General features: G+C 71.7%; 22 protein-coding genes and 2 pseudogenes. 13 read left to right on the top strand and 11 right to left on the bottom strand.

Translation table 11 applies throughout. The features are described 5' to 3' along the window. The first annotated feature begins 47 nt into the window (after positions 1–47). Positions 48–326 (top strand): hypothetical protein, encoded by a 279-nt coding sequence (locus tag ACJ6WD_RS37965; protein ID WP_407617527.1) that lies wholly within the window; start codon positions 48–50, stop codon positions 324–326. 39 nt (positions 327–365) lie between these two features. On the opposite strand, the gene ACJ6WD_RS37960 is transcribed toward ACJ6WD_RS37965, so the two are convergent. The 5 genes and pseudogenes from ACJ6WD_RS37960 to ACJ6WD_RS37940 form a co-directional block, all read right to left on the bottom strand. Next, the gene (locus tag ACJ6WD_RS37960; protein WP_407617526.1) at positions 366–1,748 is read right to left on the bottom strand and encodes a hypothetical protein; all 1,383 of its coding nucleotides are present in this window, start codon (positions 1,746–1,748) and stop codon (positions 366–368) included. A gap of 140 nt (positions 1,749–1,888) precedes the next feature. Next, on the bottom strand, positions 1,889–2,200 hold the full coding sequence (locus ACJ6WD_RS37955) for a hypothetical protein (protein WP_407617525.1): 312 nt from the start codon (positions 2,198–2,200) through the stop codon (positions 1,889–1,891). A gap of 1,338 nt (positions 2,201–3,538) precedes the next feature. Then, positions 3,539–3,862, bottom strand: a complete 324-nt coding sequence (locus tag ACJ6WD_RS37950; protein ID WP_308401821.1) for a Scr1 family TA system antitoxin-like transcriptional regulator — start codon at positions 3,860–3,862, stop codon at positions 3,539–3,541. 109 nt (positions 3,863–3,971) lie between these two features. Next, positions 3,972–4,279, bottom strand: a pseudogene (locus ACJ6WD_RS37945) (DUF6009 family protein); the annotation flags it as partial. Then, positions 4,276–4,989, bottom strand: a pseudogene (locus tag ACJ6WD_RS37940) (phage/plasmid primase, P4 family); the annotation flags it as partial. The pseudogenes ACJ6WD_RS37945 and ACJ6WD_RS37940, both read right to left, overlap by 4 nt. 314 nt (positions 4,990–5,303) lie before the next feature. Here ACJ6WD_RS37940 and ACJ6WD_RS37935 point away from each other — a divergent pair. Beyond that, complete coding sequence (locus ACJ6WD_RS37935) at positions 5,304–6,185, top strand: hypothetical protein (RefSeq protein ID WP_407617524.1); 882 nt, start codon at positions 5,304–5,306, stop codon at positions 6,183–6,185. Next, positions 6,182–7,663 (top strand): NADH-ubiquinone oxidoreductase-F iron-sulfur binding region domain-containing protein, encoded by a 1,482-nt coding sequence (locus tag ACJ6WD_RS37930; protein ID WP_407617523.1) that lies wholly within the window; start codon positions 6,182–6,184, stop codon positions 7,661–7,663. Before ACJ6WD_RS37935 ends, ACJ6WD_RS37930 begins: the two co-directional genes overlap by 4 nt. A 494-nt stretch (positions 7,664–8,157) precedes the next feature. Here the strand turns inward: ACJ6WD_RS37930 and ACJ6WD_RS37925 are convergent, their stop codons facing one another. Then, on the bottom strand, positions 8,158–9,246 hold the full coding sequence (locus tag ACJ6WD_RS37925; RefSeq protein ID WP_407617522.1) for an alcohol dehydrogenase catalytic domain-containing protein: 1,089 nt from the start codon (positions 9,244–9,246) through the stop codon (positions 8,158–8,160). Positions 9,247–9,347: 101 nt separating this feature from the next. Between ACJ6WD_RS37925 and ACJ6WD_RS37920 the strand changes: the two genes are divergently transcribed. Beyond that, the gene (locus ACJ6WD_RS37920; protein ID WP_407617521.1) at positions 9,348–10,241 is read left to right on the top strand and encodes a LysR family transcriptional regulator; all 894 of its coding nucleotides are present in this window, start codon (positions 9,348–9,350) and stop codon (positions 10,239–10,241) included. Between the two features lie 50 nt (positions 10,242–10,291). Continuing rightward, a complete protein-coding gene (locus ACJ6WD_RS37915) occupies positions 10,292–10,537 on the top strand; it encodes a hypothetical protein (protein ID WP_376436555.1) in 246 nt (81 codons plus the stop codon). A 622-nt stretch (positions 10,538–11,159) separates the two neighbouring features. Here the strand turns inward: ACJ6WD_RS37915 and ACJ6WD_RS37910 are convergent. Continuing rightward, entirely contained in the window at positions 11,160–11,393 is a 234-nt protein-coding gene (locus ACJ6WD_RS37910; RefSeq protein ID WP_376580834.1) for a hypothetical protein, read from the bottom strand. Here ACJ6WD_RS37910 and ACJ6WD_RS37905 point away from each other — a divergent pair. Next, a complete protein-coding gene (locus ACJ6WD_RS37905; RefSeq protein WP_233661724.1) occupies positions 11,341–11,721 on the top strand; it encodes a DUF4232 domain-containing protein in 381 nt (126 codons plus the stop codon). The two genes, ACJ6WD_RS37910 and ACJ6WD_RS37905, sit on opposite strands and share 53 nt — an antisense overlap. A 220-nt stretch (positions 11,722–11,941) precedes the next feature. Further along, on the top strand, positions 11,942–12,334 hold the full coding sequence (locus ACJ6WD_RS37900; RefSeq protein ID WP_376443725.1) for a VOC family protein: 393 nt from the start codon (positions 11,942–11,944) through the stop codon (positions 12,332–12,334). A gap of 1,091 nt (positions 12,335–13,425) precedes the next feature. On the opposite strand, the gene ACJ6WD_RS37895 is transcribed toward ACJ6WD_RS37900, so the two are convergent. Genes ACJ6WD_RS37895 through ACJ6WD_RS37885 form a run of 3 tightly spaced genes read right to left on the bottom strand, consistent with a single transcriptional unit; the run spans position 13,426 to position 16,186 of the window. Then, entirely contained in the window at positions 13,426–14,016 is a 591-nt protein-coding gene (locus ACJ6WD_RS37895; protein ID WP_407617520.1) for a hypothetical protein, read from the bottom strand. After that, positions 14,013–15,488, bottom strand: a complete 1,476-nt coding sequence (locus ACJ6WD_RS37890; RefSeq protein ID WP_407617519.1) for a sensor histidine kinase — start codon at positions 15,486–15,488, stop codon at positions 14,013–14,015. The genes ACJ6WD_RS37895 and ACJ6WD_RS37890 overlap by 4 nt, the downstream gene beginning before the upstream one ends. Beyond that, complete coding sequence (locus ACJ6WD_RS37885; protein WP_376436564.1) at positions 15,485–16,186, bottom strand: response regulator; 702 nt, start codon at positions 16,184–16,186, stop codon at positions 15,485–15,487. Before ACJ6WD_RS37885 ends, ACJ6WD_RS37890 begins: the two co-directional genes overlap by 4 nt. Before the next feature lie 146 nt (positions 16,187–16,332). On the opposite strand from ACJ6WD_RS37885, the gene ACJ6WD_RS37880 reads away from it, so the two are divergent. From ACJ6WD_RS37880 to ACJ6WD_RS37865, 4 genes are all read left to right on the top strand, one after another. After that, the gene (locus tag ACJ6WD_RS37880; protein ID WP_407617518.1) at positions 16,333–17,163 is read left to right on the top strand and encodes a polysaccharide deacetylase family protein; all 831 of its coding nucleotides are present in this window, start codon (positions 16,333–16,335) and stop codon (positions 17,161–17,163) included. Positions 17,164–17,259: 96 nt separating this feature from the next. Further along, a complete protein-coding gene (locus ACJ6WD_RS37875; RefSeq protein WP_407617517.1) occupies positions 17,260–18,093 on the top strand; it encodes an SGNH/GDSL hydrolase family protein in 834 nt (277 codons plus the stop codon). A gap of 132 nt (positions 18,094–18,225) precedes the next feature. After that, positions 18,226–19,497, top strand: coding sequence for an acyltransferase family protein (locus ACJ6WD_RS37870; RefSeq protein ID WP_407617516.1), 1,272 nt, complete (start codon positions 18,226–18,228; stop codon positions 19,495–19,497). 397 nt (positions 19,498–19,894) lie between these two features. Beyond that, positions 19,895–20,437: a GNAT family N-acetyltransferase gene (locus ACJ6WD_RS37865; protein ID WP_407617515.1), complete on the top strand. Its 543-nt coding sequence runs from the start codon at positions 19,895–19,897 to the stop codon at positions 20,435–20,437. A 518-nt stretch (positions 20,438–20,955) separates the two neighbouring features. Here ACJ6WD_RS37865 and ACJ6WD_RS37860 read toward each other — a convergent pair. Next, positions 20,956–22,692, bottom strand: coding sequence for an amidase (locus tag ACJ6WD_RS37860; protein WP_407617514.1), 1,737 nt, complete (start codon positions 22,690–22,692; stop codon positions 20,956–20,958). Between the two features lie 152 nt (positions 22,693–22,844). Between ACJ6WD_RS37860 and ACJ6WD_RS37855 the strand changes: the two genes are divergently transcribed. Continuing rightward, a complete protein-coding gene (locus ACJ6WD_RS37855) occupies positions 22,845–23,846 on the top strand; it encodes a LacI family DNA-binding transcriptional regulator (RefSeq protein ID WP_233661698.1) in 1,002 nt (333 codons plus the stop codon). Between the two features lie 157 nt (positions 23,847–24,003). Then, positions 24,004–24,717, top strand: coding sequence for a TetR-like C-terminal domain-containing protein (locus tag ACJ6WD_RS37850; protein ID WP_407617513.1), 714 nt, complete (start codon positions 24,004–24,006; stop codon positions 24,715–24,717). The last annotated feature ends 281 nt before the right edge of the window (positions 24,718–24,998 follow it).

The following is a 24,998-nucleotide window of genomic DNA, read 5'->3' as shown; positions in this document are numbered from 1 at the left end:
TCCCGGGGGCGCCCGGAACACCGGTCGGCACGTCCGTAGGGAGTTGGGTGGGGAAGCTCGGCAGACTCGTCGGGATGTGGCTGGGGGGACCGGTCGGAAAGCTGGTGGGGAAGCCGGTGGGCAGGCTCGTCGGGAAGTTCGTCGGCAGCCTCGTGGGGAAGTTCGTGGGCAGGCTGGTGGGGTGGTTCGTCGGCAGACCGGACGGACGCGCACTCATCCCGGGCGGCACAGGCACCTTCGCCTCCGGTCTGACCCCGAAGTTCACCACTGCGCCGATCACCGCAAGCACCGCCGCTGTCGCCCCGCAGCCCAGGAGGAGCGGGTAGTGCGGGGCCCGTTGATAGCCGGGCCGTTGTGACGTCGGGTCAGCCATGGCTCGCCTCCAAGGGCAGTACGCCGAGGGTTGTTTGGCCGGGCCGGTACGAGCCGGGGAAGGCGATGGCGAGGTGGTCTCCCGCCCGCACGGCCCGCGGAGGGTTGAGGTCGGGGTCCACACCGAAGGACGTGGCCTTCCACGACGGAGGGGTCACCTGATGGGCACCGGTCACGGTGTGGAGCGAGAGCGAAGTGGGGCTTCGCGCACCGGCCAGCACCTGCACACCGGAGTCGGTGGGTGCCGCCAGGGTCACCGAGGAGGAGCTTGGCAGCGTGGTGCTCCAGCGCTGGCGTCCTGTGGCGAGGTCGACCGCTATGACGCCGTCGGTGCGGCCGGTGTAGCGGCCGTTGGCCTTGGCCAGGTACAGGGTGTCCGCGCTCAGCACGAGGTCGGCCGGCTCGTACGTGACCCCGGAGCCGAAGGCCACGGCGGTGGTGGCGGCCCCGGTCGTGTCCAGCGGGACCGGCCGGTCCGTGCCCGCGGACAGCAGGTAGAGCAGGCCGCCGCCTTGATCCGACAGGTAGCAGCCGACCAGCAGGCGGGAGCCGCGAACGGTCATGAAGCCCGAGAGCTTTCGACGCACTGTCGTATAGGGCCTGACGCTGGTGCACCCGGGTAAGGCAAGCATCCCGACCGGTCGGGTCGGCGAACCGTCACCAAAGGACAGCAGCCTGGCCTGGTCGCCGCACTCGGCCAGGGCGTAGACCGTGGCTACCAGTGCCTGGGCCTGTCCGGTGAGGCGGCATCCGCTTTGCAGGGGGCCCGGACCGAAGTCGGTCGTCCACTTCACCCGACCGGTGCGCACGTCGGCGCTGAGCAAATCCGTGGCGTGCTGGCCATGGGTACGGGAGCCTGCGAAGGGGGCTGTCACCACGTCGCCGCTGATGGACAGTGAGGTGCCACCGAGCCGGTCGGGAAAGCCAGTGGAGCCGTCCGCGACCAGACTGACCGCCCGCGTCCAACCGAGGGTGCCGGTGGCCGCCGAGACGGTCTGGAGGTGATCGCACCTCTCGCTGCCCGGGGTATCGGCCCACATGCCGTAGGTGAACGCCCCGAGTCCGCGCGACGTGCTGTGGCTCATGTTGCACAACAGCCCGCCCCCCGGCGGCTGCCAGGACCAGATCCGGTCGCCGGTGGCGGCGTCGTACGCGGTCAGCCCGGACTTGCTGCCCAGCACGACGGACGACGACGTGCTCCACAAGCCCACGAAGGTGCTGGTCTCCGCGTTGCTCAACGACCAGGCGAAGTTCCCGTGGGGGGCTTGGCCTGGCTTGGCCGAAGGGGAGGCGGTGACGGTCGGCGGGGAGCCGGGGCCCCAGTACGTGAGGGCAAGGGCGAGAGCGAGGATCGCGGTGACCACCCCCGCGAGCACCGCCGCCGGCCCCTGTGCCCCACGTGTGCGGCTGGGGGAAGTCGGGGCAGGAGGCGGCAGGGGCGGAAGGGGAGGCGGGGGTGGGGCAGGAGGAAGCGGCGGCGGGGGCGGCTGCCCCTGCGGGCGGTGGCGGTATGACGTCACGGCAGCGCCGCCTCGGTCCGGGCGGCGGGATCCGGCACGGTGTCGGCGCGCAGCGTCCAGCCGTCCGGCATGGCGCGGAGGAAGGTGCGGACGAGGAGTGCCGGGCCAGCGGCGAGCGGTTCGACGGCCAGCGGCCGGTCCGCCTGCCGGGGGTGGCGCAGCAACGCCTGCGCGGGGCCCTCGACCGGAGCCGGCGCGACCGCCTCCGCCCCCTTCTTCTCGCGGCACTGCACGGGCAACCACCCCACGGGTGCGATCAGCCCGTCCATGAAGGCCCCAGAGACCAGCTTGTGCGGCAATTCGTCCACCGAAGACTCCGCTCCTCCGTTCGCCGCACGTGGCAGGCAAGGGCCCGCGCGGTGGCCAACACGTCGGGCTAGACGTTAAGAGCGGCCGATGAAACCGCCGTGAAACGGTGAGCACGCTCAGCTCGGCCCGCAGCTCTTCCACCCACTGCCGGGCCACCTCCCCGTGCTGTTTCGACAACGCCGGCCGCCCCTGCTCCACGCCCCTTCCCGGCGAGGCCGCCGGCTCGGGGCATGACTGCACCGTGTGCTACGCCGGGCTCAACGCCGGCGCCGGCTTCCCCCGTGGAAGCGGCAAGTTGTAGAGCGCCTCGGCGGGGCAGCCTGGCCACCGACGGAAACCGGCAGCCAACCGACGAGGTCCGGCCGCACGACACGCCACCGACGCCCGAGTGCGGCGCCTTCGCACCGACCTTGGCTGAAGCCGACTGCGACGCTCTCGGCCGCCGGCTCCCGCTGATGCGGCCCGGCCCCATGCCGGTGGGTGGTGTGGCGGGAAATGGCGAGAGCGAGGTCGGAGATTTCGGCGAGCAGCCGCCGTACATGGGCTTCGAGGTCCCGGGCCGGTCGCGCGGTCGCGGACTGGCGGAACGAGCGGGGTGTGGGCCGACCGGGTTCCGCCTGGAGCGCTGCGCTGTCGATGGTGGCAGTGTCTAGGGGGCGGCTTCGTCATGGTGCTCCGTGGCAGCGAGGAGGTCGTCCGGCGGGGCTGAAGAGGGTGCCCAGCGCGAGGGGGCCGGTGAGGCGGTTGGAGCTGTCGGGTCTTTCCAGCCAGTACCAGCCGCCGAAGTGCCGGTCCACGGGCGGGCAGTCCAGGGTCCAGCCGGGGGACGGAGGGTCAGGATCGGTATGTCGACGAGGTGGTCTGGCGCGCCGTCGGCGAGCCGCGTCGGCGGCGGGGTCCACCAGGACGGGGCCCAGCAGTCCAGCACGCTGGAGGGGCGAATGGCCTCCAGGGAGCGCAGGCACCGGCCTTGGGCGACACGCCAAGCGGTCGCGGACACGGGGGCGAAGCGGTTGTGGCGCCACAGCCGGCGGGCTTCGGCCGGGTCCGGGCTGTGCGAGAGCAGCCATGCGTTGCCGGGCACCGCCTGGAGATCCGCTGTTGTCTCCGAGGCGGTCATGCGCTGACGGTAGGGGACGTGTGCGCTGGTCAGCGGGGTGATTGCGTCGGATTGCTGCGGCAGTTGGGGTGTTGTGGGCAATTGCTCGGGTGAGGCTGAGGTGGGCGCGTGCTCGGGCGATGAGGTTGTGTCGGGTGTCCGTGGACGGCGGAGTCGTGCAGCCAAGTCCAGGCGCGGGTGTAGAGGCTGATGCTGTCGGCGTTGATCGTCTCGACCGTCACGAGCCGCTCGTCGTAGATCCAGAACCCGTGTGCGGGGGGCGCCGCAGTGGAGCGGCGAAGGGGACGATGCCGAGTTCGACGGTGTCCATGCCGATCAGGCCGCACAGCCGGTCCAGTTGCGCGGCCATCACCTCCGGCGGGCAGACCTGCGCGTACGGGGCGGCCTCCCACACGACGAAGCGGAAGGACCTGCCCGCCTCATACAGGGCCTCTTGGGGCTGCATGCGGGCCCGGACGGCGGGCTCAGTGTCGCGCGGGGTGTTGCGGAAGGCGGCGTTGGCGGTGAACAGGTGCCGGGCGTAGCCGGCGGTCTGGAACAGCCCCGGGAACCGCGGGACTTCGACACCGCGGATGGCACGGGTGCGCGCCCTTTCGGCGACGGCCAGTTCCTGGCGGGAGCGGTGTCCGTTGGCCAGCTGCCGGCGCCAGGTGGAGGGTGCGGGGGTCGACGGCTTCGGAGGGTGCGGCGGTGGCGTAGAGGCCGTTGGGTTGTTGGTCGTGGTCGCGGGGGGCGAGCCAGAAGACGCGGCGCAGGAAGGTGCCGGAGGCGCGGGATGCCTTGGCGGTGGTGCCGAGGGTGGCGTAGCCGACGAGGCGGCCGTCGCGGTGGTAGGGGGGTTGGCGACGGCTGGAGACGCGGTGGAGGCTTTGGCGGACGTAGTCGAGGTGGGTGATGTCCTCGAGCCACACGATGTCGGTTTCGTGCGTGAGTCCTTGGGGTCGATCAGGGCGCTCACGCGTTCTCCTCGGTGATGTCGGCGATGAGGCCGATGCCTGGGCAGTACTTCTTGGAGTTGGAGTAGCTCATGCCCAGGGTCTCGCGGACGCGGCCGGCGAAGGCGCGGGAGGAGACGGGGGTGGCTCCTTCGCCTTCGCACCAGCGGGTGTAGGCGAGATAGAGGTGCTTTTGCTCGGCACGGAGTCCGGTGTCGATCTTGCAAGTCTCGGCAAGGAAGCGTCCCATGTGGTCCTCCGTCTCCGCGTAGGCCGTTGTGGCCAGGCGTACCCGTTCGGGGCCGATCAGATCCTTCTCGCCGGCGAGGTAGCGAGCGGCGCCGTTGATGAGCCAGGTCAGGATGCCGGGGCCTTCTTCGGTGACGAGGATGTCGGCGAGGTTGTCGACCTTGCGGGCGTCGGGGACGACGCGTTCGAAGGGGACCAGGCGGATACGGCGCCAGAAGGCGAAGCCGCCGGTGCCGACTTCGGGGCGGTGGTTGCCCAGGCGGAAGAGCTTGTGGGTGGGGACGAAGGAGAAGAGGTCCTGTCGCATCCGGCGGGCTTTGATGATGTCGCTGCCGGTGAGGAGTTTGACGCGGGATTCGTCGAAGCGGTCGCCGGCTTTGAGTTCGGAGCAGACGATGACGCGGCGGCTGTGGAGTTCGGCGAGGTCGATGAAGTTGGCGTCAGGCCGCTTGGTCATGGGGAAGCCGGGTGAGTAATCGCTCAGCCAAGGACCTTGGCCCTGCCCATGGCTGCACGGGTGAGCTTGGTCACGGCGCGATCGACATCTACTAGGCACGGGCGTAGCCCACAGCAGCCGTGTCCCCGAGGAAGCGGCGTCGTTGCCGGGGATCACTACGGTCGTGGGCCGTACCAGTAGTGGTTGGCGCTGAGCCGGGTTCGAGCTAACGATGTGCCCTGCCGTGCAGTGCCGCCGGTACCACTCCCCCAGCGGTGCCCTCCCCGACGTGGGCATGCAGATCCCCGATCCGGTTCGGCCACGCCCGGCTGCGCGACCCGAGCGCACGAAGAAGGTGTCCTATGTCTAGCTTCGCCCCGCTCGCCCGGCCTGGATCCGGCGCGGCACCGGTCGCACCGCTCGGCCGGGTGATGGCCTTCCTGGACCACTTCGCCGGCGTCTTCACCCTGCTCTCGCTGACCGCCGTGGTGGTATGCGGGCTCGCCGCCACCGACCGACTGGTGCTGACTCCCAGACTTCGGGTGGCCGTGCAGTCCGTGCACCGGGCGAGCGCCGTCGCGGCACTCGGATTCCTGGCCACCCACATCGCGGTCAAGGTCGTCGAAGAGCACGCCGCTCCACAGACCGCGGTGGTCCCCTTTGCCGGCAGTACCGCCCTCACGGTGAGCCTGGGTACGATCGCCGCCGACCTGTTCGTCCTGATCACGGCCACCGGCGTGCTCCGCGGCCGGTTCGCCGGCCACCGCCCCTGGTTGTGGCGGGTGCTGCACTCGATGGCATACGTCTGCTGGCCGGTCTCCCTGGCGCACGGACTGGCGGCGGGACGCAAGGCACACGCGTGGGTCTTCTGGGGCTACGGCCTGTGCGCGGCGCTGGTGGCGCTCGCCCTGCTGGTCCGCAGCCTTTCTCACCTGGGCCGCCACCGGCCCCGGAGCCGGCGCAGCGCCAAGGCATATCGGCCTGCTGCCGTCCGCCCGGATGCCTTGGCTGCCCTGTCAGCGCACTCCGCTCGGCCCACCACCGGCGCCCACCGGATCGCCGGGTCCGCCGGGTCCGCCGGGTCCGCCGGGTCCGCCGGGTCCGCCGGGTCCGCCGGGTCCGCCGGGCCGACGATGCCGGCCCGGCAGCCCGAGCCGGGCGCCGGCGCGCCCCGGCAACCCAAACACGCCATGAGACAAGGGCCCCGGCCGCTCCGCCTGGCCCGGCCCAGGAGCGGCCAATGAAGAACGTCCCGCTCGAACTGCCCGAGGTTCGCTGGCTGGGGACCGCCCGGCTGACCGCCGGCCTGGACCACCGCCAGCGCCTGGACCTCGCCGCCCACACCCGCACTCACCCACCCCTCCCGCCATCGGATCGGGACGAACTGCTCGCGCTGGCCGAAGCGCTCGCCCTGTCCGGCCGCGGCGGCGCCGGCTTCCCGTTCGCGCGCAAGGCCCGGGCCACGCTCGCCACCGCTGACCGCACCGGTACGGCGCCGGTCATCGTGGTGAACGGCGCGGAGGGCGAACCGGCCAGCGCCAAGGACAAGATGCTGTTGGCCCGCGTGCCACACCTGGTCCTGGACGGCGCTTGCCTGGCGGCGGACGCGTTCGGCGCCGAGGAGATCGTGGTCGGCGTCGGCGCGGACAGCCCCGGAGAGATCTCGGTGCCGGCCGCCCTCGCCGAACGCGAACTTCCCTGCCCGGCCCGGACCGTATGTCTGCCCGAGCGCTTCGTCGCCGGCGAATCCGGCGCTCTGATCCGCGGCGTCAACGGTCTGCCGGTGGCACCGGCGCCGCTGAAGGCCCGTGCGGCCAAAGGCGCAGCGGGCGGGGTCCGTCGCCGTCCGACGCTGCTCTCCAACGCCGAGACCTGGGCCCAGCTCGCCCTGGCGGCCCGACTCGGCCCCGACGCCTACGCCTCGGTCGGCACCGCCGCCGAACCCGGCACGATCTTGCTCACCGTCAACCGGCCAGGCACGGATGCGCTGGTGGTCGAAGCACCGACCGGGACCCGGCTGGGCCCGGTACTGGACGCCTGTGGGCTACAGCCGGGCGCCGGCGTGCTGGTGGGCGGCTATCACGGTGCCTGGCTGCGGCCGTGGGACGCAGTCGACGCGCCGCTCTCCCGCACCGGGCTCGTCGCCCTCGGTGGCACCCTCGGCGCGGGCGCGATCGTCACGCTCCCCGACGACACCTGCCCGGTCGGCGAGACGGCCCAGGTCGCGGCCTGGCTGGCGACCGAGTCCACCGGTCAGTGCGGACCGTGCAAACGCGGCCTGCCCGAAGCCGCCGAGGCCCTGGCCATGCTGGCCACCGGCGCTGCCGGGCCCGCGGTACTGGAGGACGCCCGGGGCGCGCTCAGCGTGGCCCAGGCCGGCGGCGCCTGCTCGCACCCGAACGGCACGGCCCGCTTCCTGCTCTCCGCGCTGGACGTCTTCTCCGAGGACGTCGACGCCCACTTGTCCGGTCCCGGCTGCGGCCGCCGCGTACGCGGAGTGCTGCCCCTCCCCCGTGCGAAGGGCGCCCGGCTGGAGGTGGACTGGTCCCGCTGCACCGGCCACGGCCTGTGCGCCGTGCTGGCCCCCGACCTCATTCGCCTCGGCCCGCACGGCTATCCCACGTCCGCCACCATCCCCGTCGCCCCCTGGCAGGAGCACGGCGCCCGCCGCGCCGTCAACCAGTGCCCGGCGCTGGCGGTGCGTCTCCAGCATCGCGGGTGACTCCCTCTTGAGGGCAGGCAGTTCTGGGCCGCAGCAGACACGGTCCGAGGGCGGAGCGCGGCGATGCGTTGCACGTCGTCGATGACCAGCGCACCGGGGGCTCGGATTGCCTGAAGCAGGGCGCGGTCGGCGGCGTCCGTGCGGTTCGTCAACGCCGTGGCGGGCAGGCCGAACGCAGTGAGCAGCGCGGCCCGCAGCCGCGGCAACGCCGGTTTCACCGCCACCGGTGCACGATGCACCGGCGTGCGGCGCGACAGCAGGTGCAGAGCTTGATGCACCGCGACCGTCTTGCCGTGCCCTCGGCCCCCTTACACGCGAAACGGACGCCTGGTCAAACTCGGCATCCGCACCGAGTGGACACGGGCAGCTTCGCCAGGAAGCACTACCTGGCCGAGCCCCGATGCGTTTCGTGCACGTCAAACAGCAGCCGTATGGCCGCCTGCGCTCGTAGGTAGGAATGGTGGTCGTGCGGGTGGTGGGGTCAGTGGGCCTGGTCAGCCGGCCGACGGGGTGAGGCTGGTGCGGTCGAACGGGCCGCCGTGCGCGGCGGCGTACGCGAGGGCGTCGTTGACGGCATCGAGGCCGAACGTCCGGACTCGTTCGGGGGCGAGGTCCAGCGTGCCTGAGGCGAGGAGCCGGATGATGCCGACGTTGGCCGTGCGCGGGTACATCCACTGTCCACGCACGGTGATCGAGTTGCGCATGATCCATGGGTACGGGAGTGCGAGGTCGTCGCCACCGAGCATGCCGACGCCGCCCATGAGGACGACGCGGCCGTACTCGCGCACGGTCATGGCCGCCGCGCGCGCAACCGAGCTGGGTGCGCTCGGCGGAAGCAGGTCGATCACCATGTCGATCGGCCCGTCGGCCGCCGCGGACATCGCCGCGCGGTCGGTGGCCTCGTCCCCGGTCAGCGGGACCGGGCGCAGCCGCGGACCGAACCGGTCGGCGAGGAGGTCGAGCGCGGCCTGGTTGCGGCCCGGGGCGACCACGCGGCCCGCTCCCATCGCGAACGCGACCGCGACCGCGCTGCTGCCGAGGTTGCCGGTGGACCCGCTGACGAGCAGCGTCTCGCCGGCGGCGAGACCGCCTGCCAGCAGCCCGCCGTAGGAGATGGCGTGCACGGTGAGTGCGGCCCAGCGGGCCGGGTCGTCCCCTGCCGCGGTGGGCAGCGGGAAGACGTTCTCCGTCGGGACCCGCATGAGTTCGGCGAACGAACCGTCGTGCAGGTGGCGGGCGAGCCGCGCGCCGCCCTCGCCGCGCGAGCTCCAGCCCTGAAGCGTGATGTCGGGGGTCAGGGCGTCGTCCCGCGAGCGCACCGTCGAGTCACACCACACCAGGTCGCCGACGCGCAGCCGGGTGGCGTCCGGGCCGACGCGGACGATCCGCCCCACGCCGCCGACGCCCGGCACGACAGGAGGGACCAGGGGGTAGTTCCGCTGGCCGCTGAAGACTTCGGCCGCGTAGGGCGCCACGCTGGCGGCGAGGACCTCGACCACCACCTCACCTCCCCCGGCCTCGGGGTCGGACACCTCCCGCACCGTGAGCGGGGCGCCGAACTGCGTCAGAACTGCTGCTCGCACGTGATGACCTCCGTGTTCGTCCGTGCTTGTGGGATCGACACTAGGAGTTGGGTGGGCATGCGGGAAGCGATGATCTGGCATCTGTGGTATGCGTGTGCCGCATGGACATCTCCAGTGCGGGCCTTCGGGTCCTGCGGCAGATCGCCGAGTCCGGCAGCTTCACCGCGGCAGCCGCCCGACTCGGCTACACGCAGTCGGCCGTCTCCCGCCAGGCCGTCGCCCTCGAACGCGCCACCGGCACCACCCTGTTCGAACGTCGCCCGGACGGGGTGCGACTCACTCCGTCCGGCTTGACGCTGCTGCGGCACGCCCACACCGTCCTGGCCTCGCTCGCAGCGGCCGAGCGCGAACTCACCGGCACCGTCCCGCGGACCGAACTGGTGCGGCTTGGGGCGGTCCCGATCGCCGGCGCGGCGATCCTGCCCGCCGCACTCGCACACCTCGCGGCAGCCGACCCTCAGGTCACGGTCACCACCCGCGAGGGCACCACACCCACCCTGATCCGGGCACTGCGCGCCGGCTCGCTCGACCTCGCCGTGCTGACCTCCCGCCCACCCCACCGGCCCTTCGACGGCGACTCCCCGCGCCTGCACGTCGAGACCGTCGCGGACACCGAACTGGTCGTGGCGGCTCCCTCGCCCGGAGAGTTCGCCGGGCGCACCACCGTGCACGTCGACGAGCTGGTCGACGCCGCCTGGATCGCCAGCCCGTCCTCGAATTCCGAGTCGCTGCTCGGCGTCTGGCCCGGCCTGCCCGGACGGCCTCGCGTCATCCACTCCGCGCGCGACTGGCTGACGAAGCTCCAACTGGTCGCCGGCGGCTTCGGCGTGACGACGGTGCCGTCCCGGCTCTCACCGGTGCTGCCGCCCGGGGTGAGCCTGCTGCGCGTCGACGGCGCGCCCCCCGAGATCCGCCGCGTACTCGTGGCACGCCTCCCCAGCCACCCCACCCCGCCGATCGCAGCCGTCACCCGAGCGATCACCTCGACGACCTGAACCGCAAACAAGGCTGCGCGCGATCGCATGTACCCCCCTCCTGCTCACGCGTGGGCATCGCGGACACCGTCGGCCTGCTCTTCGCGATACTGGCGATCGACCTCACCGCCGTCACGGCCCTGCACGAACTCCTCCCGCCCCGCGACCACGCCCCATCGACCGACGACAGCTTGATCGTCTCCTCCAGTTTCAGAGCGGCGAGCACCGCGGCGCGCTCGCCGGTGCTGGTCGGGCCTGTGCCAACTGGTCGCGATCCAGGACGCGACGGACTACCCCACGCCCCCGTTCCTGACTGACGACGTGTCCGCGATCACCGACAAGGCCCGCGCCTCGGCGCGAGCATCGTCACCACCTAAGGCCTCGCCTTCGCCCGCCTGACCGCCGCCACGGCAACCGCTTCGGACGTCAACAGGCAGCGGCGCGGCGAGCGGACGGCGACGGGCCCCGAACGGGCATTCCACACGCGAGACGGCCGACCGGCGGGGCGACGAAGCCAGGACCGAATGCGACCAGGGCGCCGGCGGAGCCGGGACGGGCCCGGCCGGAACGGCGGCTGACGGGACGAAGGTGCTCCCAGGGCCCGGCAACCAACAGCGGGTGCGGAGCAGATGGGCGACCGTCGCCTGGCGGCGTCAGCCGGTCGTGGCGGCCCCGCCACGAACCAGCACTCCGATGGGGCGCTCGCCGGCGCGGCGCGGGCCACCCCGGGCCAGGAGTTACCCAGACGTTAGCCGGACGACAGCGCAGGGCTGGAACATTGGTTGTCGTCCGCGGTGAGAAGATCGGCGCCGGACACCGAACCGCGCCGGGCGACACGTCCGCAGCTACCGAGGAGGACACCATGCACCGCACATCCGTCCGTAGGGCCGTTACCGCCACCGCCGTCGGACTGACCGCCACCGTCGCGCTCACAGCATGTCAGGCGAGCGACTCCACGGACGCCAGCGGCAAGGGCGGCTCCTCCTCGACCGCGGCGCCGTCCTCGGATTCGCCGAGCGGGTCGTCGGCCAACTCCTCCAGCGGGTCCAAGCCGTCGTCCGGGAACGGCTCGCACGCCTCCTCGACGACCTCGAAGGCGCCGACGTGCCGCACCTCGAATCTGCGGATCACGGCGAAGAACCAAGGCGAGGCCCGCCAAGGTCTGGGCGACATCCTCATCACGTTCACGAACACCGGCGGCAACTGCCGGATGGAGGGGTTCCCGGGCGTCGACCTGAAGACCAACTACGGCACACAGTCGGTGGACCGCAACAAGCAGGAAGTGGGGATCCCGTTCACCCTCAAGGCGGGAAAGAGGGCCACCGCCAACATCGCCTATCCGATCAACAACACCGGCGGCTCAGGCGTCCGCGGCACCGCCCTCGTGGTGACCCCTCCGAACGAGACGCACCACGTCACCGTCCCCGTCGCGGTCAACCTGCCCGTGAGCAACACGGACGAGGGGAAACTGGAAGTCACCCCGGTCTTCCAAGAGCGCTGACAGCCCGCAGCAAGATCCCCGCAGCGCCCCTGCCGGGGACGGGCCAGCCTCAGTAGCGTCGGGGACCGGCTGGCTGGCCAGGGGGCGGCCATGCCAACGAAGACGAGGAAGTGCCCGGGTGTGCGTTCGTAGGGGTGGGCGAGGAAGCACTGACGGCTCCGCTACGGCAGATCGCCGAGCGATGGCCCCTGCCCGACTCACCCCGACCGGAGAGCACCCCATGAAGATCCATCTGACGCAAGTCTTCGTCGACGACCAGGCCAAGGCCCTGCACTTCTACACCGAGATCCTCGGCTTCGTGAAGAAGCACGACGTCCCGGTCGGCGAGACGGACCGGTGGCTGACCGTCGTCTCCCCCGAAGCGCCCGACGGTACCGAACTCCTCCTGGAGCCCGTGGGCCACCCGGCCGCCGGAACGTACCGCGACGCGCTCGTCTCGGACGGCATCCCGCTCGCCCAGTTCGCCGTCGACGACGTGCACGCCGAGTACGAGCGCCTGCACGGCCTCGGCGTCCGCTTCACTCAAGACCCACTGGAGATGGGCCCCTTCACCACCGCCGTCTTCGACGACACCTGCGGCAATCTGATCCAGATCGCCACACAGCCGCGGTAGACGGGCGCGGGCCCGGCACGGATCGCGTAGGCCGGCGATCAGAGCACCTCCACGCTCCGGCCGACTCGATTCTGCCCGTTGACCCGAACGAAACGCCCGAGCCAGTCGGCGAACACGACCACGGCCAAGGGACGAGGTCGCGCAGGTGGTCCAGGACTGCCCGCAGGTCGCCGGTGAGATCGGCGCCAGTGCGCCACACCAGGTCAGCAGATCGAACAGCGCCTGGTCGGCAAACAGGACAGCGGCGCAGGGCGGTTGGCCGGCCGCGGGGGCGACAGGGCGCGGCACAGCGCGAAAGTGGCCAGTACGCCGGCGCTCATGCGGCGCCGCCGTTGGCTGCGGCCTCCGTGCCCGCGGCGCCGGCGCCGGGCGGACACGCGACCACGTGCCAGGCGACCGGCTGGGCATGCAGATGCACCTCCGCAGCAGCGACCCGCCGGCGACGCCCCAGCCGCTCGGCCAGCAGGAGGCTCGCCTCGGCGTCCGCCGCAGCGAGGCCGAAGCCTGCGCGCGCCGGCAGCGGCCCAGGAAGGCGGCCGGGTCGCGGAGGCGGACCCCGTCCGCGGGTCGACGTCGAAGAGCAGATGCCGCACGGCGGGCGCGGTCGCCTCGATGTCGCGGCAGAGCAGGCCCCCACGCGCACCCCTAACCGCGCGGGCCCCGTGGAACGGACCGTCGACGGCAGCGCCGTGAAAGGTGCGCACCAACTCCCGTAGCTGGGCTGCGACCTCGCGAGTGGGCAGGCGCGCGGCCTCGTGCCTGGTCGTCTCCTCCAGTTCCTGGTCGGCGACCACCGCGGCGCTCGACGTCCCCGTGCCCTTCAGTAATGCCTCGGCCACGCCAGAGTCGTCCCTGATGTGGCAGCGCGCCTTCCACCTCGTCCGGCGCCACCCGGCGGCTGGCCGTGCATTGCCGCCCGAGCCCGCCGATATCGTGAGCCAGGGCGAGGGCATTGGCCGTCGGCCACCCGGTCGCCGTCGACCGTGCTGCAGGCGTCGGGGAACGTGGCTCCGGGGGTGCGGTCCTCGGGCCTGTGTGGGCGCGCCAGGCGCTCAAGGGGCTGTGGGCGGTGGCGATTTCCGTGTGGTGTGTCAGTCGGTTACCGGTGTCACGTTGCCGTTGGGGCCGCAGTGGACGGTCCAGGGAGTCTGGGAACGGATGTTGTTCTCGTGGATGCGGATGTCGATCTGTGTGGGGGGTTTGTTGCCGGGGACGTTGGCATGGGCGGCGGTGCAGGCGATCTGGCTGACGGCCGTGACATCGAGGTCGCCGGTGCTGACTTTCTGGGGGACGAAGACGTCGACGGCCCCGTCGGTCGCGGTGGCGGTGAGCTGGCCCGCCATCGGTGGTACTTGGCTGATCAGGCCGCGTTGGCGTTCGGCCGGGGTGGGGCCTTCCAGGAGGAGGTCGAGGGCTTGCTGGGGGCTGAGTGGTCGGTCCGTGGGGCGTGAGACGGCGCGCAGGCCCGTGGGACCGGCGAAGTAGAGGCGTGCGAAGCGGGCTTGGGTTCCGGGTTGCTGGATGCCGGAGGCCGGGGAGCCGGCGGGCACGGGGTGGGTGGGGCCGATCGCACAGCCGGCGGTGGTGGCGATGAGCAGGGTGGACAGGGGCAGGGTCCCGAGGGCGACTGCCGCGGTACGGAGGGCACGTCCGGGGCGGGACCGGGACGGGGGGCGGGTCATGGTCGGTCCTGCGGGGTGGCGGTGAGGGGCAGGGTGAGGGTGAAGGCGCCGCCGCCGTCGGGGGTGTTGGCCGCGGTGAGGGTTCCGCCGTGCAGGTGGGCGTTTTCGTAGGCGATGGCCAGGCCGAGGCCGCTGCCTGGGGAGCGGACGCGTGCCGTGTCGGCTTTGTAGAAGCGTTCGAAGACGTGCGGGAGTACGTCGTCGGGGATGCCGGGTCCGTGGTCGGTGACGGTGACGACCGCGTGGTCGTGCTCGGCGCGGGCGGAGATGGTGACTGGTGGGAGGCCGTGGCGCAGCGCGTTGCCGATGAGGTTGGCGAGGATGACGTCGATGCGGCGGGGGTCGGCGCGTACCGGTACTGGGGTGGGGATGTCGGCGGTGACGCGTGCGTCGTCGGTCCAACCGCGCAGTTGGAGGGTTTTGGTCACGATGGTGCGCAGGTCCGTTTCCTCGGCGTGTAGCGGGGCGGCTTTGGCGTCGAAGCGGGAGACCTCCATCAGGTCCTCGACCATGCGGGCGAGGGTGCGGGTCTCCTGGCAGATGAGTTGGACGGCGTCGGCGGTGTCGGGGGGCAGGACGCCGGAGGTGGCGTCCTCGTCGAGGACCTCGGTGACGGCGGTCATGGCGGCGAGGGGGGTGCGCAGTTCATGGGCGACGTCGGCGGCGAAACGGCGTGCTCCTGCCTCCATGCGCCGCAGCTCGGCGTCGTCCTTCTGCAGGGTTGCGGCCATGGTGTTGAAGGAGCGGGTCAGATCGGTCAGTTCGTCGTGGCCCTCGGTGTCGAGGCGGGTGCCGAGTTCGCCGGCGGTGATGCGTTCGGCGCCGTTGCGCAGGCGTCGTACGGGGCGTAGGACGCTGCGGGCGGCGAGAAGGGCGGGGACGAGGGCGAGGGCGAGGGCGGGGATGGCTCCGGCCTGGGCCGCGGAGACCAGGGCGGCGATGTCGGCCTGGTCGTCGTCGAGGGGGGAGGTGACGTAGACGGTCAGCCCGGAGGGCTGGCCCGCGCTCGCGGACTTCGCGGGGTCCGCGGCGTAGGCGACGGGCATGCCGACGGCCAGCCAGGGGCGGCCGTCGCGTTCGATGCGCTGGTAGGTCGCCTGGCCGCTTGTCTGGACGGCTTCGCGGAGCTCTTCGGGCACGGGCGGAGCGTCGTGGGAGGCCGAGACCGGTGTGCCGCCTCGGTACGAGGCCGTGGAACGCCAGGCGCGGGAGCCTCCGGCCCGGTCGAGTTGGAGGGACAGGCTCCGCAGGTCCTCCGTGCGGGGTGGGAAGGTCAAGCCGGGCGCGAGGGAGTCGAGTTGGATGCGCAGGTCGGCGACGACGGTGTGCTGGGTGCGTTCGAGGACGGAGGCGCGGGCCTGGCGGAAGGTGAGGCCCGCGGTGAGCAGTGCGCCGAAGGCGACGGCCAGCAGCACGGCGACCACGAGGCGTGCCCGCAGCCCCCTGGGGAAGCGGAGCCTGAGGTTCTTCACAGCGGGCCGAAGCGGTAGCCGAAGCCGCGCACCGTCTGCACGTACACCGGCTTGCGCGGATCGTCCTCGATCTTGGCGCGCAGCCGCATCACGCAGGCGTCGACGAGCCGGACGTCGCCGTAGAAGGAGTGCTCCCAGACCTGTTCCAGGAGCTGGTGGCGGGAGTAGACCTGGCCGGGCGTGGCGGTGAGGAACAGCAGCAGCTTGAGCTCGGAGGGAGCCAGTACCAACTCGGCGCCGTGCTTGGACACGACCAGGCTGGCGCGGTCCACGGCCAGGTCGCCGTGGTGTTCCGCCCCCGTTGTCGTGGGCGTGGCCGCGGGGCTGTCCTGGGCGGGGGCGACCCGGCGCAGGACGGCTTTCATGCGGGCCTCGATGATCTCCCCGCTGGCGGGTTTGATGATGTAGTCGTCGGCGCCGGCTTCCAGGCCGACGACCATGTCGATCTCGTCGCCGCGTGCGGAGAGGATGATGATCGGGATCTGTTTGCTCTCCCGGATCCGGCGGCACACCTCCAAACCGCTCATCCCCGGCAGCATCAGGTCGAGCAGCACCAGGTCGGGCCGGTGGCGTTCCAGGGTGAGGAGTCCCGTCTCGCCGCTCGCCGCGACCTCCACTTCATGGCCACGGCGCTTCAGCGCGAGGGTGACGCCCTTTTGTACGGCGGGGTCGTCTTCGATGAGCAGGACTCGTGCCATCGGGTTGCGCTCTTCTCGGGCTGGGCGGCGTGGGGGCGGTGTTCTCTGACCAGGGTGCTGGAAGCGTATGACGCCCGGTTCCGCATTCCTTGACGAAACGATGACGGCCAGCCGTTCGCGGTACGGCGGCAGGTTCCGTCGGCCGCATGAACAACGACGCGAACAACGACACGCACAGCTCCGGGGACCTTGATGCCAGGCGCGTCGGCACCGTGCGGCGGATGGTGGTCGTCGCTGCCGCTCTGGCGCTGAGCGCAACGGTCGCCTTCGCCGTTCTGGTGGACGAGAGTGCTGGTCAGAGCGCTGGGGCAGTCGGCGGCACGACAGCTGGGGCGAGCACGACGATCGATTCCGCACTACCCGCGCCGACCGTGGACATGGCCATCGTCCGGGAGTCGGAGGACGACGGGAAGGCGGTGAACCTCACCCTCGACGACGGTCCGGACCCGCGCTGGACTCCGAAGGTCCTGGAGCTGCTGAAGCGGTACAAAGCCAAGGCCGTCTTCTGTCTGACCGGCCCCAATGCCGTCGCCCATCCCGACCTTGTCAGGCGGATCGTCGCCGAGGGCCACCGGCTGTGCGATCACTCGGTCCGTCACGACGTCGCCATGGACAAGAAGCCGGTGTCCTACCAGGAGAAGGAGATCCTGGACGCCAAGCGCATGATCGACGAGGCGTCCGGTGGCGAACGGATCTGGTACTACCGGGCCCCGGGCGGCGCCTTCACAGCGCAGAGCCGCCAGATCGCGGCAGCCTGCGGGATGCGCAACCTCGGTTGGAACGTCGACCCCGGCGACTTCCGGCAGCCCGGCGCGGACACGATCGTCCGCACGGTGCAGGAGCAGCTCTCCACTGGGCCGACGGTCCTCCTCCACGACGGCGGCGGAAACCGCGCCCAGACGGTGGAGGCGCTGCAACGACTTCTTCCCTGGCTCGCCGACCAGGGCTACGCCTTCAGCTTCCCGAAGGCCGGATGACGGTGATGCCCGCCCTCCATGGCCGAACTTCTTCCGGTACGTGAGCGAACGATGACGACCCGCCCGAACAGCCTCCTCGCGGATTGTGCTGGAGACATGAACAGCAAGAACACGCCCTCCGCCCTTCCGCGACCCACGCGCCGTACCGCGGGCCTCGTACTCGCCGCCACGACGGCCGCGCTCGCGCTCACCGCCTGCCAGGCATCCGGCGACCGCTCCTCCCCCACCACCGACCGCACAACCGCCTCGTCTGCCGACCAGCAGACGCCCGACGGCCAGCAGAACACCGCGAAGCCGCACCGGATGTTGTGGATGGGCGACTCCATCGGCGAGGTTCAGGCACCGCCCCTCGGTGCGGCGATGACGGCCGGCCACGTGGCGTTCAAGTCGATCGCCGCCGCGGGAGGCGGCGGTGTCGTCGGGGAGATCGCGCAGCCCACCTGGGAACAGCTCCCGAAGGAGCTGAAGTCCTTCAAGCCGGACGTCGTCGCCTACCAGATCACCACCTACGACTGGGGGACCCCGGACGAACAACGCGCCGCCTACGAACGCCTGGCCAAGACGGTGAACGACGCCGGCGCCGAACTTCTCATCGTGTCCGCGCCCCCCTTCAAGGTGGATGACTTCTACAAGTCACACGAGGCCGCGATCAAGACCGCACCGAAGTCCGCCAAGGCAGTCGCGGACAGGCATCCCCACACGGTCCGCTTCCTCGACGCCTCCGCCCTGTGGGGCACCGACAGCACGGCAGCCAAGGCACAGCGCGGCAAGGACGGCATCCACTCCTGCCAGCAGGGCTCGGCCGCGTTCGCCGCATGGTTCGGCGAGCAGTTGCACAAGCAGTACGGCTTCACCCCGGCCGCCGTGGACGAGTGGGCCGCGGGGTCGTGGACCGGCGACAAGGTCTACGCCCCGTTCGGCTGCAAGTAGTCCGCCTCGGGCCGGCCACCGCCCTGCCGGTCAGCCCAGCCGCAAGGCGGCTGGGCTCGGTGGCCGGCCCGCCTCGGCCCGCTTCGGGCTGAGCCCGAAACCGAGCCGGCTCGCTCATCTCGTTGGAGACCCATGTCCCCCTCAACCACATCCGTGCGCACCCACCGTCGCCCTCGCGCGGTGATCGTCCCCGTACCGTCCGGCAACCGTCACATCCCGCCTTTGGATGGCCTGCGCGGAGTGGCGGTCCTGGGCGTGCTGCTCTTCCACGCGGGCCACTTCAGCGGCGGCTTCCTCGGAGTCGACCTGTTCTTCGTCCTGTCCGGCTTCCTGATCACCGGCCTTCTCCTGACGGAGGCGCAGGTGCGGGGCGGCCGCGTCGACCTCCTGGCCTTCTGGGGGCGGCGCGCACGCCGCCTACTGCCCGCACTCGCCGTGACGATCGCGGGCACCCTGCTCCTGGTCTGGGCATTCGGCCCACCGTCCCTGCTCCGCTACGCCCTCGACGACGCGCCCTGGGTGGCGGCCAACCTCGCCAACTGGCACTTCATCGCCGACCAGGTCGGATACTGGAACGCGGCCGACACCCGGGTCTTCGGCCACCTGTGGAGCATCGCGGTCGAGGAGCAGTTCTACCTGGTCTGGCCCCTGGCCATCGGCCTGCTGGCCCGCGGCCGCAACGGCGGCCGACGCGTCGCCCTCGCAGCCGCGGCCGGAGCCGTCGTCTCCCTGGTCCTCATGGTGGTGTTCACCAATCCCGTCGACACCACGCGCGTCTACGAGGGCACCGACACCCGCGCCTTCTCGCTCCTCCTCGGTTCCCTCATGGCCACGCCACCGGCGACCCGTCTCCTGGCACGCGCCGGCGAACGGACCGCAGCCTGGGGAAGTCTGGCCCTGGCATGCGGGATCGGGGCGTACTGGGCACTGGCCGACGGGCAGAAGGACCTCTCCCTCTTCCACGGCGGACTCTTCCTCCACGCGCTGGCCGCAGCCCTGCTCATCGCCTGCCTCGCCCACGCACCCCGTACCCTCGCCGGTCGCGTCCTCGCCGCACCTCCGCTGCGCTGGTGCGGCCTGGTCTCCTACAGCCTCTACCTGTGGCACTGGCCCATCTACCTGCTCCTGAGCGAAGAACGCCTCGGCCTGACGGGCTGGAGCCGTACGGTCGTCATCCTCGCGGTGTCCCTCGTTGCCGCCTGGCTCTCCAAGGCCCTGGTGGAGGACCCGATCCGGTTCCGGGCCCGCTGGGCGAAGGGCCGCACGGGAGCCGCCGCCCTGCTGGCCGCCTTCGCCGCCCTCGCGACGTTGTGGGCCCTCATTCCCGAGCCGCAGGCCGGGGCCGGTACCGTCGACGTCACCCGGCTCGTCTCGACCAGCGCCGTACCCACATCGGGGCCATGAGCAGGCCACTTGCCAGCCCGTAGCGTCACGTCTTCCCCAGCGAAGCCGTATGCCTCCCCGCAGCCCGGCTCCACGCCGACCTTGGGCGTCCGGGCCGCCGAAGGTCGCATCCGCCGTGGAAGGCCGGTCGGCTGCCGGCCCTCGGCCCAGTTGCCGCTGGGCCCCGGCCCGACCCCTCCCCCACATCCCGTCGGCCGAGGTCTGCGTGACTGTCGCGCAGACCGACTCGGAGTCCGTCAACACAGGTGGCCAGACGGCGCGTTCGGCGACGTCGGCGGTGCCGGTCTGGGAGAGGTGTGGGCCGCGCTGCGTCGGGCAACGGCCTGTGCGCCAAGGCGTGTATCGCAAAGGCTGGTGAGTATGGCGGAGAGCCCGTTCTGTGATTCAGAATGACTGGATGGTCACACTTGAGACTCCCCGTTTGGTCCTGCGTCGCTGGCGCGAGGAAGACGTTGCGCCCATGGCTGCCATCAATGCTGACCCCGAGGTCATGCGATGGATCCGTGACGGCAGCGTCCGTGACGAACAGCAGACTCGCGGCGGGATCCAGGCATGGGAGAGCGAGTGGGAGTCGCAGGGCTTCGGCCTGTTCGCCGTGGAGATCCGGTCCACTGGCGAACTGGCCGGGTTCACCGGCCTCTCGGTGCCCGACTTCTTGCCGGAGGTGCTGCCGGCGGTCGAGGTCGGCTGGCGGCTGGGACGTTCCCACTGGGGGCAGGGCCTGGCCACCGAGGCCGCTGCGGCCGCTGTACGGTTCGGGTTCGAAGAGCGGGGGCTGGAGCGGATCGTCAGCATCGCCCAAGTGGGCAACGAAGCCTCCGAACGAATCATGACCAAACTGGGGATGCGTCCGGTCCGTGAGACCGTCAATCCCGTCGGCGGGCGGCGAGTCCGGGTGTTCGAGTTGTCGTCGGACCAGTACGTCACAACCACTCGTTGATGGCGGTAAGGAAGATCCCGCGACGACGTAGGTAGGCGCGGTTCCCCCGGAACGTGTACGCCTTGGTCGTCCGGCTCGGCGGTAACGCCGGCCACCGGGCGGCTCCTTCTGCACGTCCCCCTTTTCCGCACCCCGGCGCCGTGCTGGTGGGCCCGGCACACGGTCGAGTCGGAGTCGATGTTGAGGTCCCAGGTGATGAGCTGCCTGGCGTCGGCCCGGGCCTGCAGTTCGGTGAGGATCCGCTGCCGGGGATCGCCCCGCTGCCAGCGTCCGATGTGTTCGAAGTCCCGGGCAAGCTGGGGGTCCTGCCACTGGGCCGGTCCTGGTGGCCCGGCGGTGTGCAGCGCCCCGTGCTCCTCGTGGCCGAAGTGCTCATCGAGCGCCGGCGTCCAGGAACCTCTGCTGCCGGGGGCGACCGCCTTCAACACCAACCTGGACAGGCCGGAACGATCAGTATGGCGCCGGGCCGGAGTCCGCCCAACCGGCGGCTGTCCTACGCCCGGCGCGATGCTGTCAGGTCACTCGGCCGCGAGCCGGGGCGTGCGCGACGGCTCCGTCCGGCGGGTGCCGGTCGCCTCGAAGGCCGCCGCGAGGGTGAGCAGGGCGTTGTCGTCGTAGGCGCGGCCGGCGAAGGTCAGGCCGACGGGCATGCCGGTGTCCGTCATGGTGCCCATGGGCACGGTCACCGTGGGGATGCCCAGGTGGCGGGGGACGAGGTTGCCGTTGGCGACCCAGACACCGTTGCGCCAGCCCAGGTCGGCGGACGCCTCGGAGACGTCCATGTCCGCGGGTCCCACGTCGGCGACGGTGGGGAACACCACCGCGTCCAGGCACAGCCCGTCCAGCCACAGCTCCAGGTCGACCCGGCGGGTCTCCTCCAGTCCGCGCAGTCCCTCTTCGAGGTGCGGCATGTCGGTGAAGGAGGCGTACGGCCGCTCGCGCACGAAGCGCGGGTAGTCGGGGATGGTGTCGTCGAAACCGTCGTACCGGTCCGGGAGTTCGCCCGGGTACTGGGGCCAGATGCGGTCGCCGTCGACCTCGGCCAGGGTGCTGAGCTCCGGGTCACCGTTGGCGCGCAGGAAGTCGTCCCATGCCCAGGCGGACAGGTCCTCGATCTCGACCTTGAGGAAGTCACGGCTGACCAGGCCGCGGGTGAGCAGCGAAGGCGCGCCGGGGCGGTCGGACTCGTAGTTCGTGACGACGGGGAAGTCGACCTCGACCACCTCGGCGCCGGCCGCCTCCAGGTCACGGCGGGCGGCCTCCCACAGGGCGATCACCGAGGGGCGGGTGTCGATCCGCTGACCGGTCTGGCCGCCGATGCCGCCGTCGGGGTTCGTTCCGGCCTCGGGGTCGGCGTTGATGTACATCTTCGGGATGCCGACCCGCTTGCCGGCCAGCGCGGCGCGCGCCGCCGTGGCGTCGGTGGGCGCGAGCGCCGGGTACGAGGTCGGGCGCACCTGCGAGGCCGCCGGCAGCGCCACCCACGGTTGGGCGCGCCAGAGGTCGCCCCGGGTCTGCGGGTCGTCAGCGACGACGACGTCGAGCAGTTCGAGCAGGTCGGCCATGGTGCGGGTGTGCGGGACGACGACGTCCATGGTCGGCACCAGCGGCCAGTTGCCGCGGACCGAGATCACGCCGCGGCTCGGCGTGTAGGCGCACAGCGCGTTGTTCGAGGCGGGTGCCCGGCCCGAGGACCAGGTCTCCTCACCGAGTCCGAAGGCGCCGAAGGAGGCCGCCGTCGCGGTGCCCGAGCCGTTCGAGGAGCCGGAGCCGTAGGCGCTGGTCAGCCAGTCGGCGCTGTACGGGCTCTCCGCGCGGCCGTACACGCCGCGCTGCATGCCTCCGTTCGCCATCGGCGGCATGTTGGTCAGCCCGATGAGGACGGCCCCGCCGGCGCGCAGCCGCTCGATGGCGAAGGCGTCGCGTTGGGCGATGAGCCGCTCGAAGGCCGGTGAACCGGCCGCCGCCGTCAGTCCCTTGGCGAGGTAGCTGTCCTTCGCGGTGTACGGGATGCCGTCCAGCGGGCCGAGGGTCTCGCCGCGCGCGCGGCGCGCGTCGGAGGCCTCGGCCTCGGCGCGGGCGTGCGGGTTCATCACGACCATCGCGTTGAGCGCGGTGGCGGTCCCGGGCCGGTCGTAGGCGTCGATCCGCGCGAGGTAGGCGTCGAGCAGGTCGACCGCGGTGCTCTCGCCCTTCTCCAGCGCCGCGCGCAGGTCGGCGATGCCGGTCTCCACAACGTCGAATCCGCACGTCATGCGGGTGCCTCCTGAGGGGTGGGTCGGATAGGGCGGCGCAGCTGATGCTGGAACGTTCCAGCAGGTCCACTCTAAGCTTGCTGGAACGTTCCAGCAAGGAGCGGCGTACGGGAGTGGAAGGTCGGTGCGGGGCTGCGTCTAGACTCCGGGCTGTGACCAGCCGCTCCGTAACCCTGATCGACGTGGCCCGGGCGGCCGGCGTGTCCAAGAGCACGGCCTCGAACGCGCTCGGCGGTTCCGGCCGGGTGTCCGAGGCCACGCGCGGGCGCATCCAGGACGTGGCCCGGGAACTCGGATACCGGCCGAACACCGCGGCGCGCAGCCTGCGCCGGTCCAGCACCGGAGCGATCGGCCTGTACCTGCCGCGCACGGGGACCCGCCTGGACTACTACATGAACCTGGCGTTCGGTGCGGTGGAGCGTGCCCGGGAGGACGGGTTGGACCTGGTCCTGCTCGCCCCCGGCACGGCGTCCGGCGGGGGGCTCGCCTCCCGGGTGGACGGCGTGCTGGTGATCGACCCCGAGGTCGACGACCCGTCCGTCCCGGACCTGCTGGGCGCGGGCGTGCCGGTGGTCACCGGCGAGCGCTATCTCGGCGGGGGCGTCGCGCCCAGCGGTTCCGTGGTGTGCGACAACGCAGCTTCGCTGGCCGCACTGCTGGACCACCTCGCCGAGCGCGGCGCCCGACGCCCCGCCCTGCTCGTTCCCGACCCGGGCTCCGACTGGGCTGCCGCACTGCGCGCCGCCGCGGACGCCTGGGGCCGGCGCGAGGGCATCGAGACGGTCGTGCGGACGGTCCCGTTCGCGGCCACACCGGCCGAGGCCGAGGCCGCCACCGCAGACCTGATCGCCGGGATCCCGAAACTGGACGCGGTGGTGTGCGCCCCTGACGGCGCGGTGCCCGGGGTTCTCGCGGCTGCGGTGCATGCGGGCCTGCGGACGGGGACCGGTCTGCTGGTGGCCGCGTGTGTGGACGGCGCCACGGCGCGCGGTTCGAGCCCGCAGGTGACGGCGGTCGACCTGCGACCTGCTGAGTACGGGCGTGCCTGCGCGGCCCTGTTGAGCGAACTGCTGGCCGGGACGGCCGAGCCCGGCGTCGTACGTCGCCACGACTGGACGCTGAACGTCCGGGACTCGACCGCCGGTCGCTCCTGAACCCAGCACGGCAGGCCCGCCGCGAGGCGTCTTGACCAGCTACGAACCGTTCAGGCCCGCGTCCCGGGTGGCGGCGTGGGGTACGGGGTTGTCGCGGCGGGCGCGGCGGGCTCCGATCAGCAGCAGGGCACACGCAAGCGCGATGAGCGGCCAGGGCGTGAGCGGGAGGACTACGGCGTCGACGACGGTCCAGGCCCCCAACGCCCAGGCGACGAACGCCGGCGGGGTGGTCGCGGCGGTCCAGCCACAGCACGGTCAGGCCGACCAGGATGAGCAGTGGGCCGAAGCTTTCCAGGCTCAGCCATTACGCGCTGCCCGCCGTGCTCATGGCGGCAAGGTCCTCGCTCCACAGTCCGTCGCTGAACCGCGTCCCGGCGTGGGCAAGGCGGCGATCTACCGCCGCTACGCGTCCAAGGCCGAGATGGCGTTCGCTGCCACCATGTTCGAGCAGCAGTTGCCGACGCTGGCCGGCACCGGCTCGTTGCACGGGGACCTGCTCGCGCTCGTCCGCGCGTTCCACGCCCGCAGGGCCACCCCGGCGGCCCGACAGCTCACACCGGCCCTGATCAGCGAGATCGCCGTCAATCCCGGACTGGAAGCGCGGTTCCAGGACACCTTCCTGGCCGCCGAACAGGCCATTTTCGCCGAAATCATCGAACGGGCCGTGGCCCGTGGAGAGCTGACCGGGACCGTCGACCCCGCGATGGCCCACCTGCTGCTGCTCGGCAGCCTGGCGTCCGCCCTGTACATCATCAACCTGCTCGTCGACGACGCCATGATCACCGACCTCGCCACCGCGGCCACAGCGGGAATCACCGCCCTGGCCGACCGGCACCACAGCGCCCCCGGCGGAGCCGCCGAGCCGCACTGACAAGGCCGGTTCTCCGAACCCCACCGGCCCCTCGCCGGTGCCCACACCCACCAGATGAGCCCCGCACTCCACGCGGAGACAAGACCGTCTGTCCACACACTCGTTGAAGACAAGAGGAACGGCGCCGCTCTCCTGCCAAGCAGAGTGAAGCGCCAACTGACCGTACGTGGGGAATTCGCGCTGGCCGCCGTCAAGGGCGCGGGCCGTCGGTGCCGCGTTGCGGGCAGCGATCGCCGCCAACAAGCCGCAGACCGCATGGGAGGTTAGTCGGGGCGTCCGTC

Source organism: Streptomyces sp. VTCC 41912, from assembly GCF_045799175.1.
Taxonomy (GTDB): domain Bacteria; phylum Actinomycetota; class Actinomycetes; order Streptomycetales; family Streptomycetaceae; genus Streptomyces; species Streptomyces albulus_C.
The sequence above is the reverse complement of the archived record's forward strand: the minus strand, read 5'-3'. Positions and strand labels throughout refer to the sequence as shown.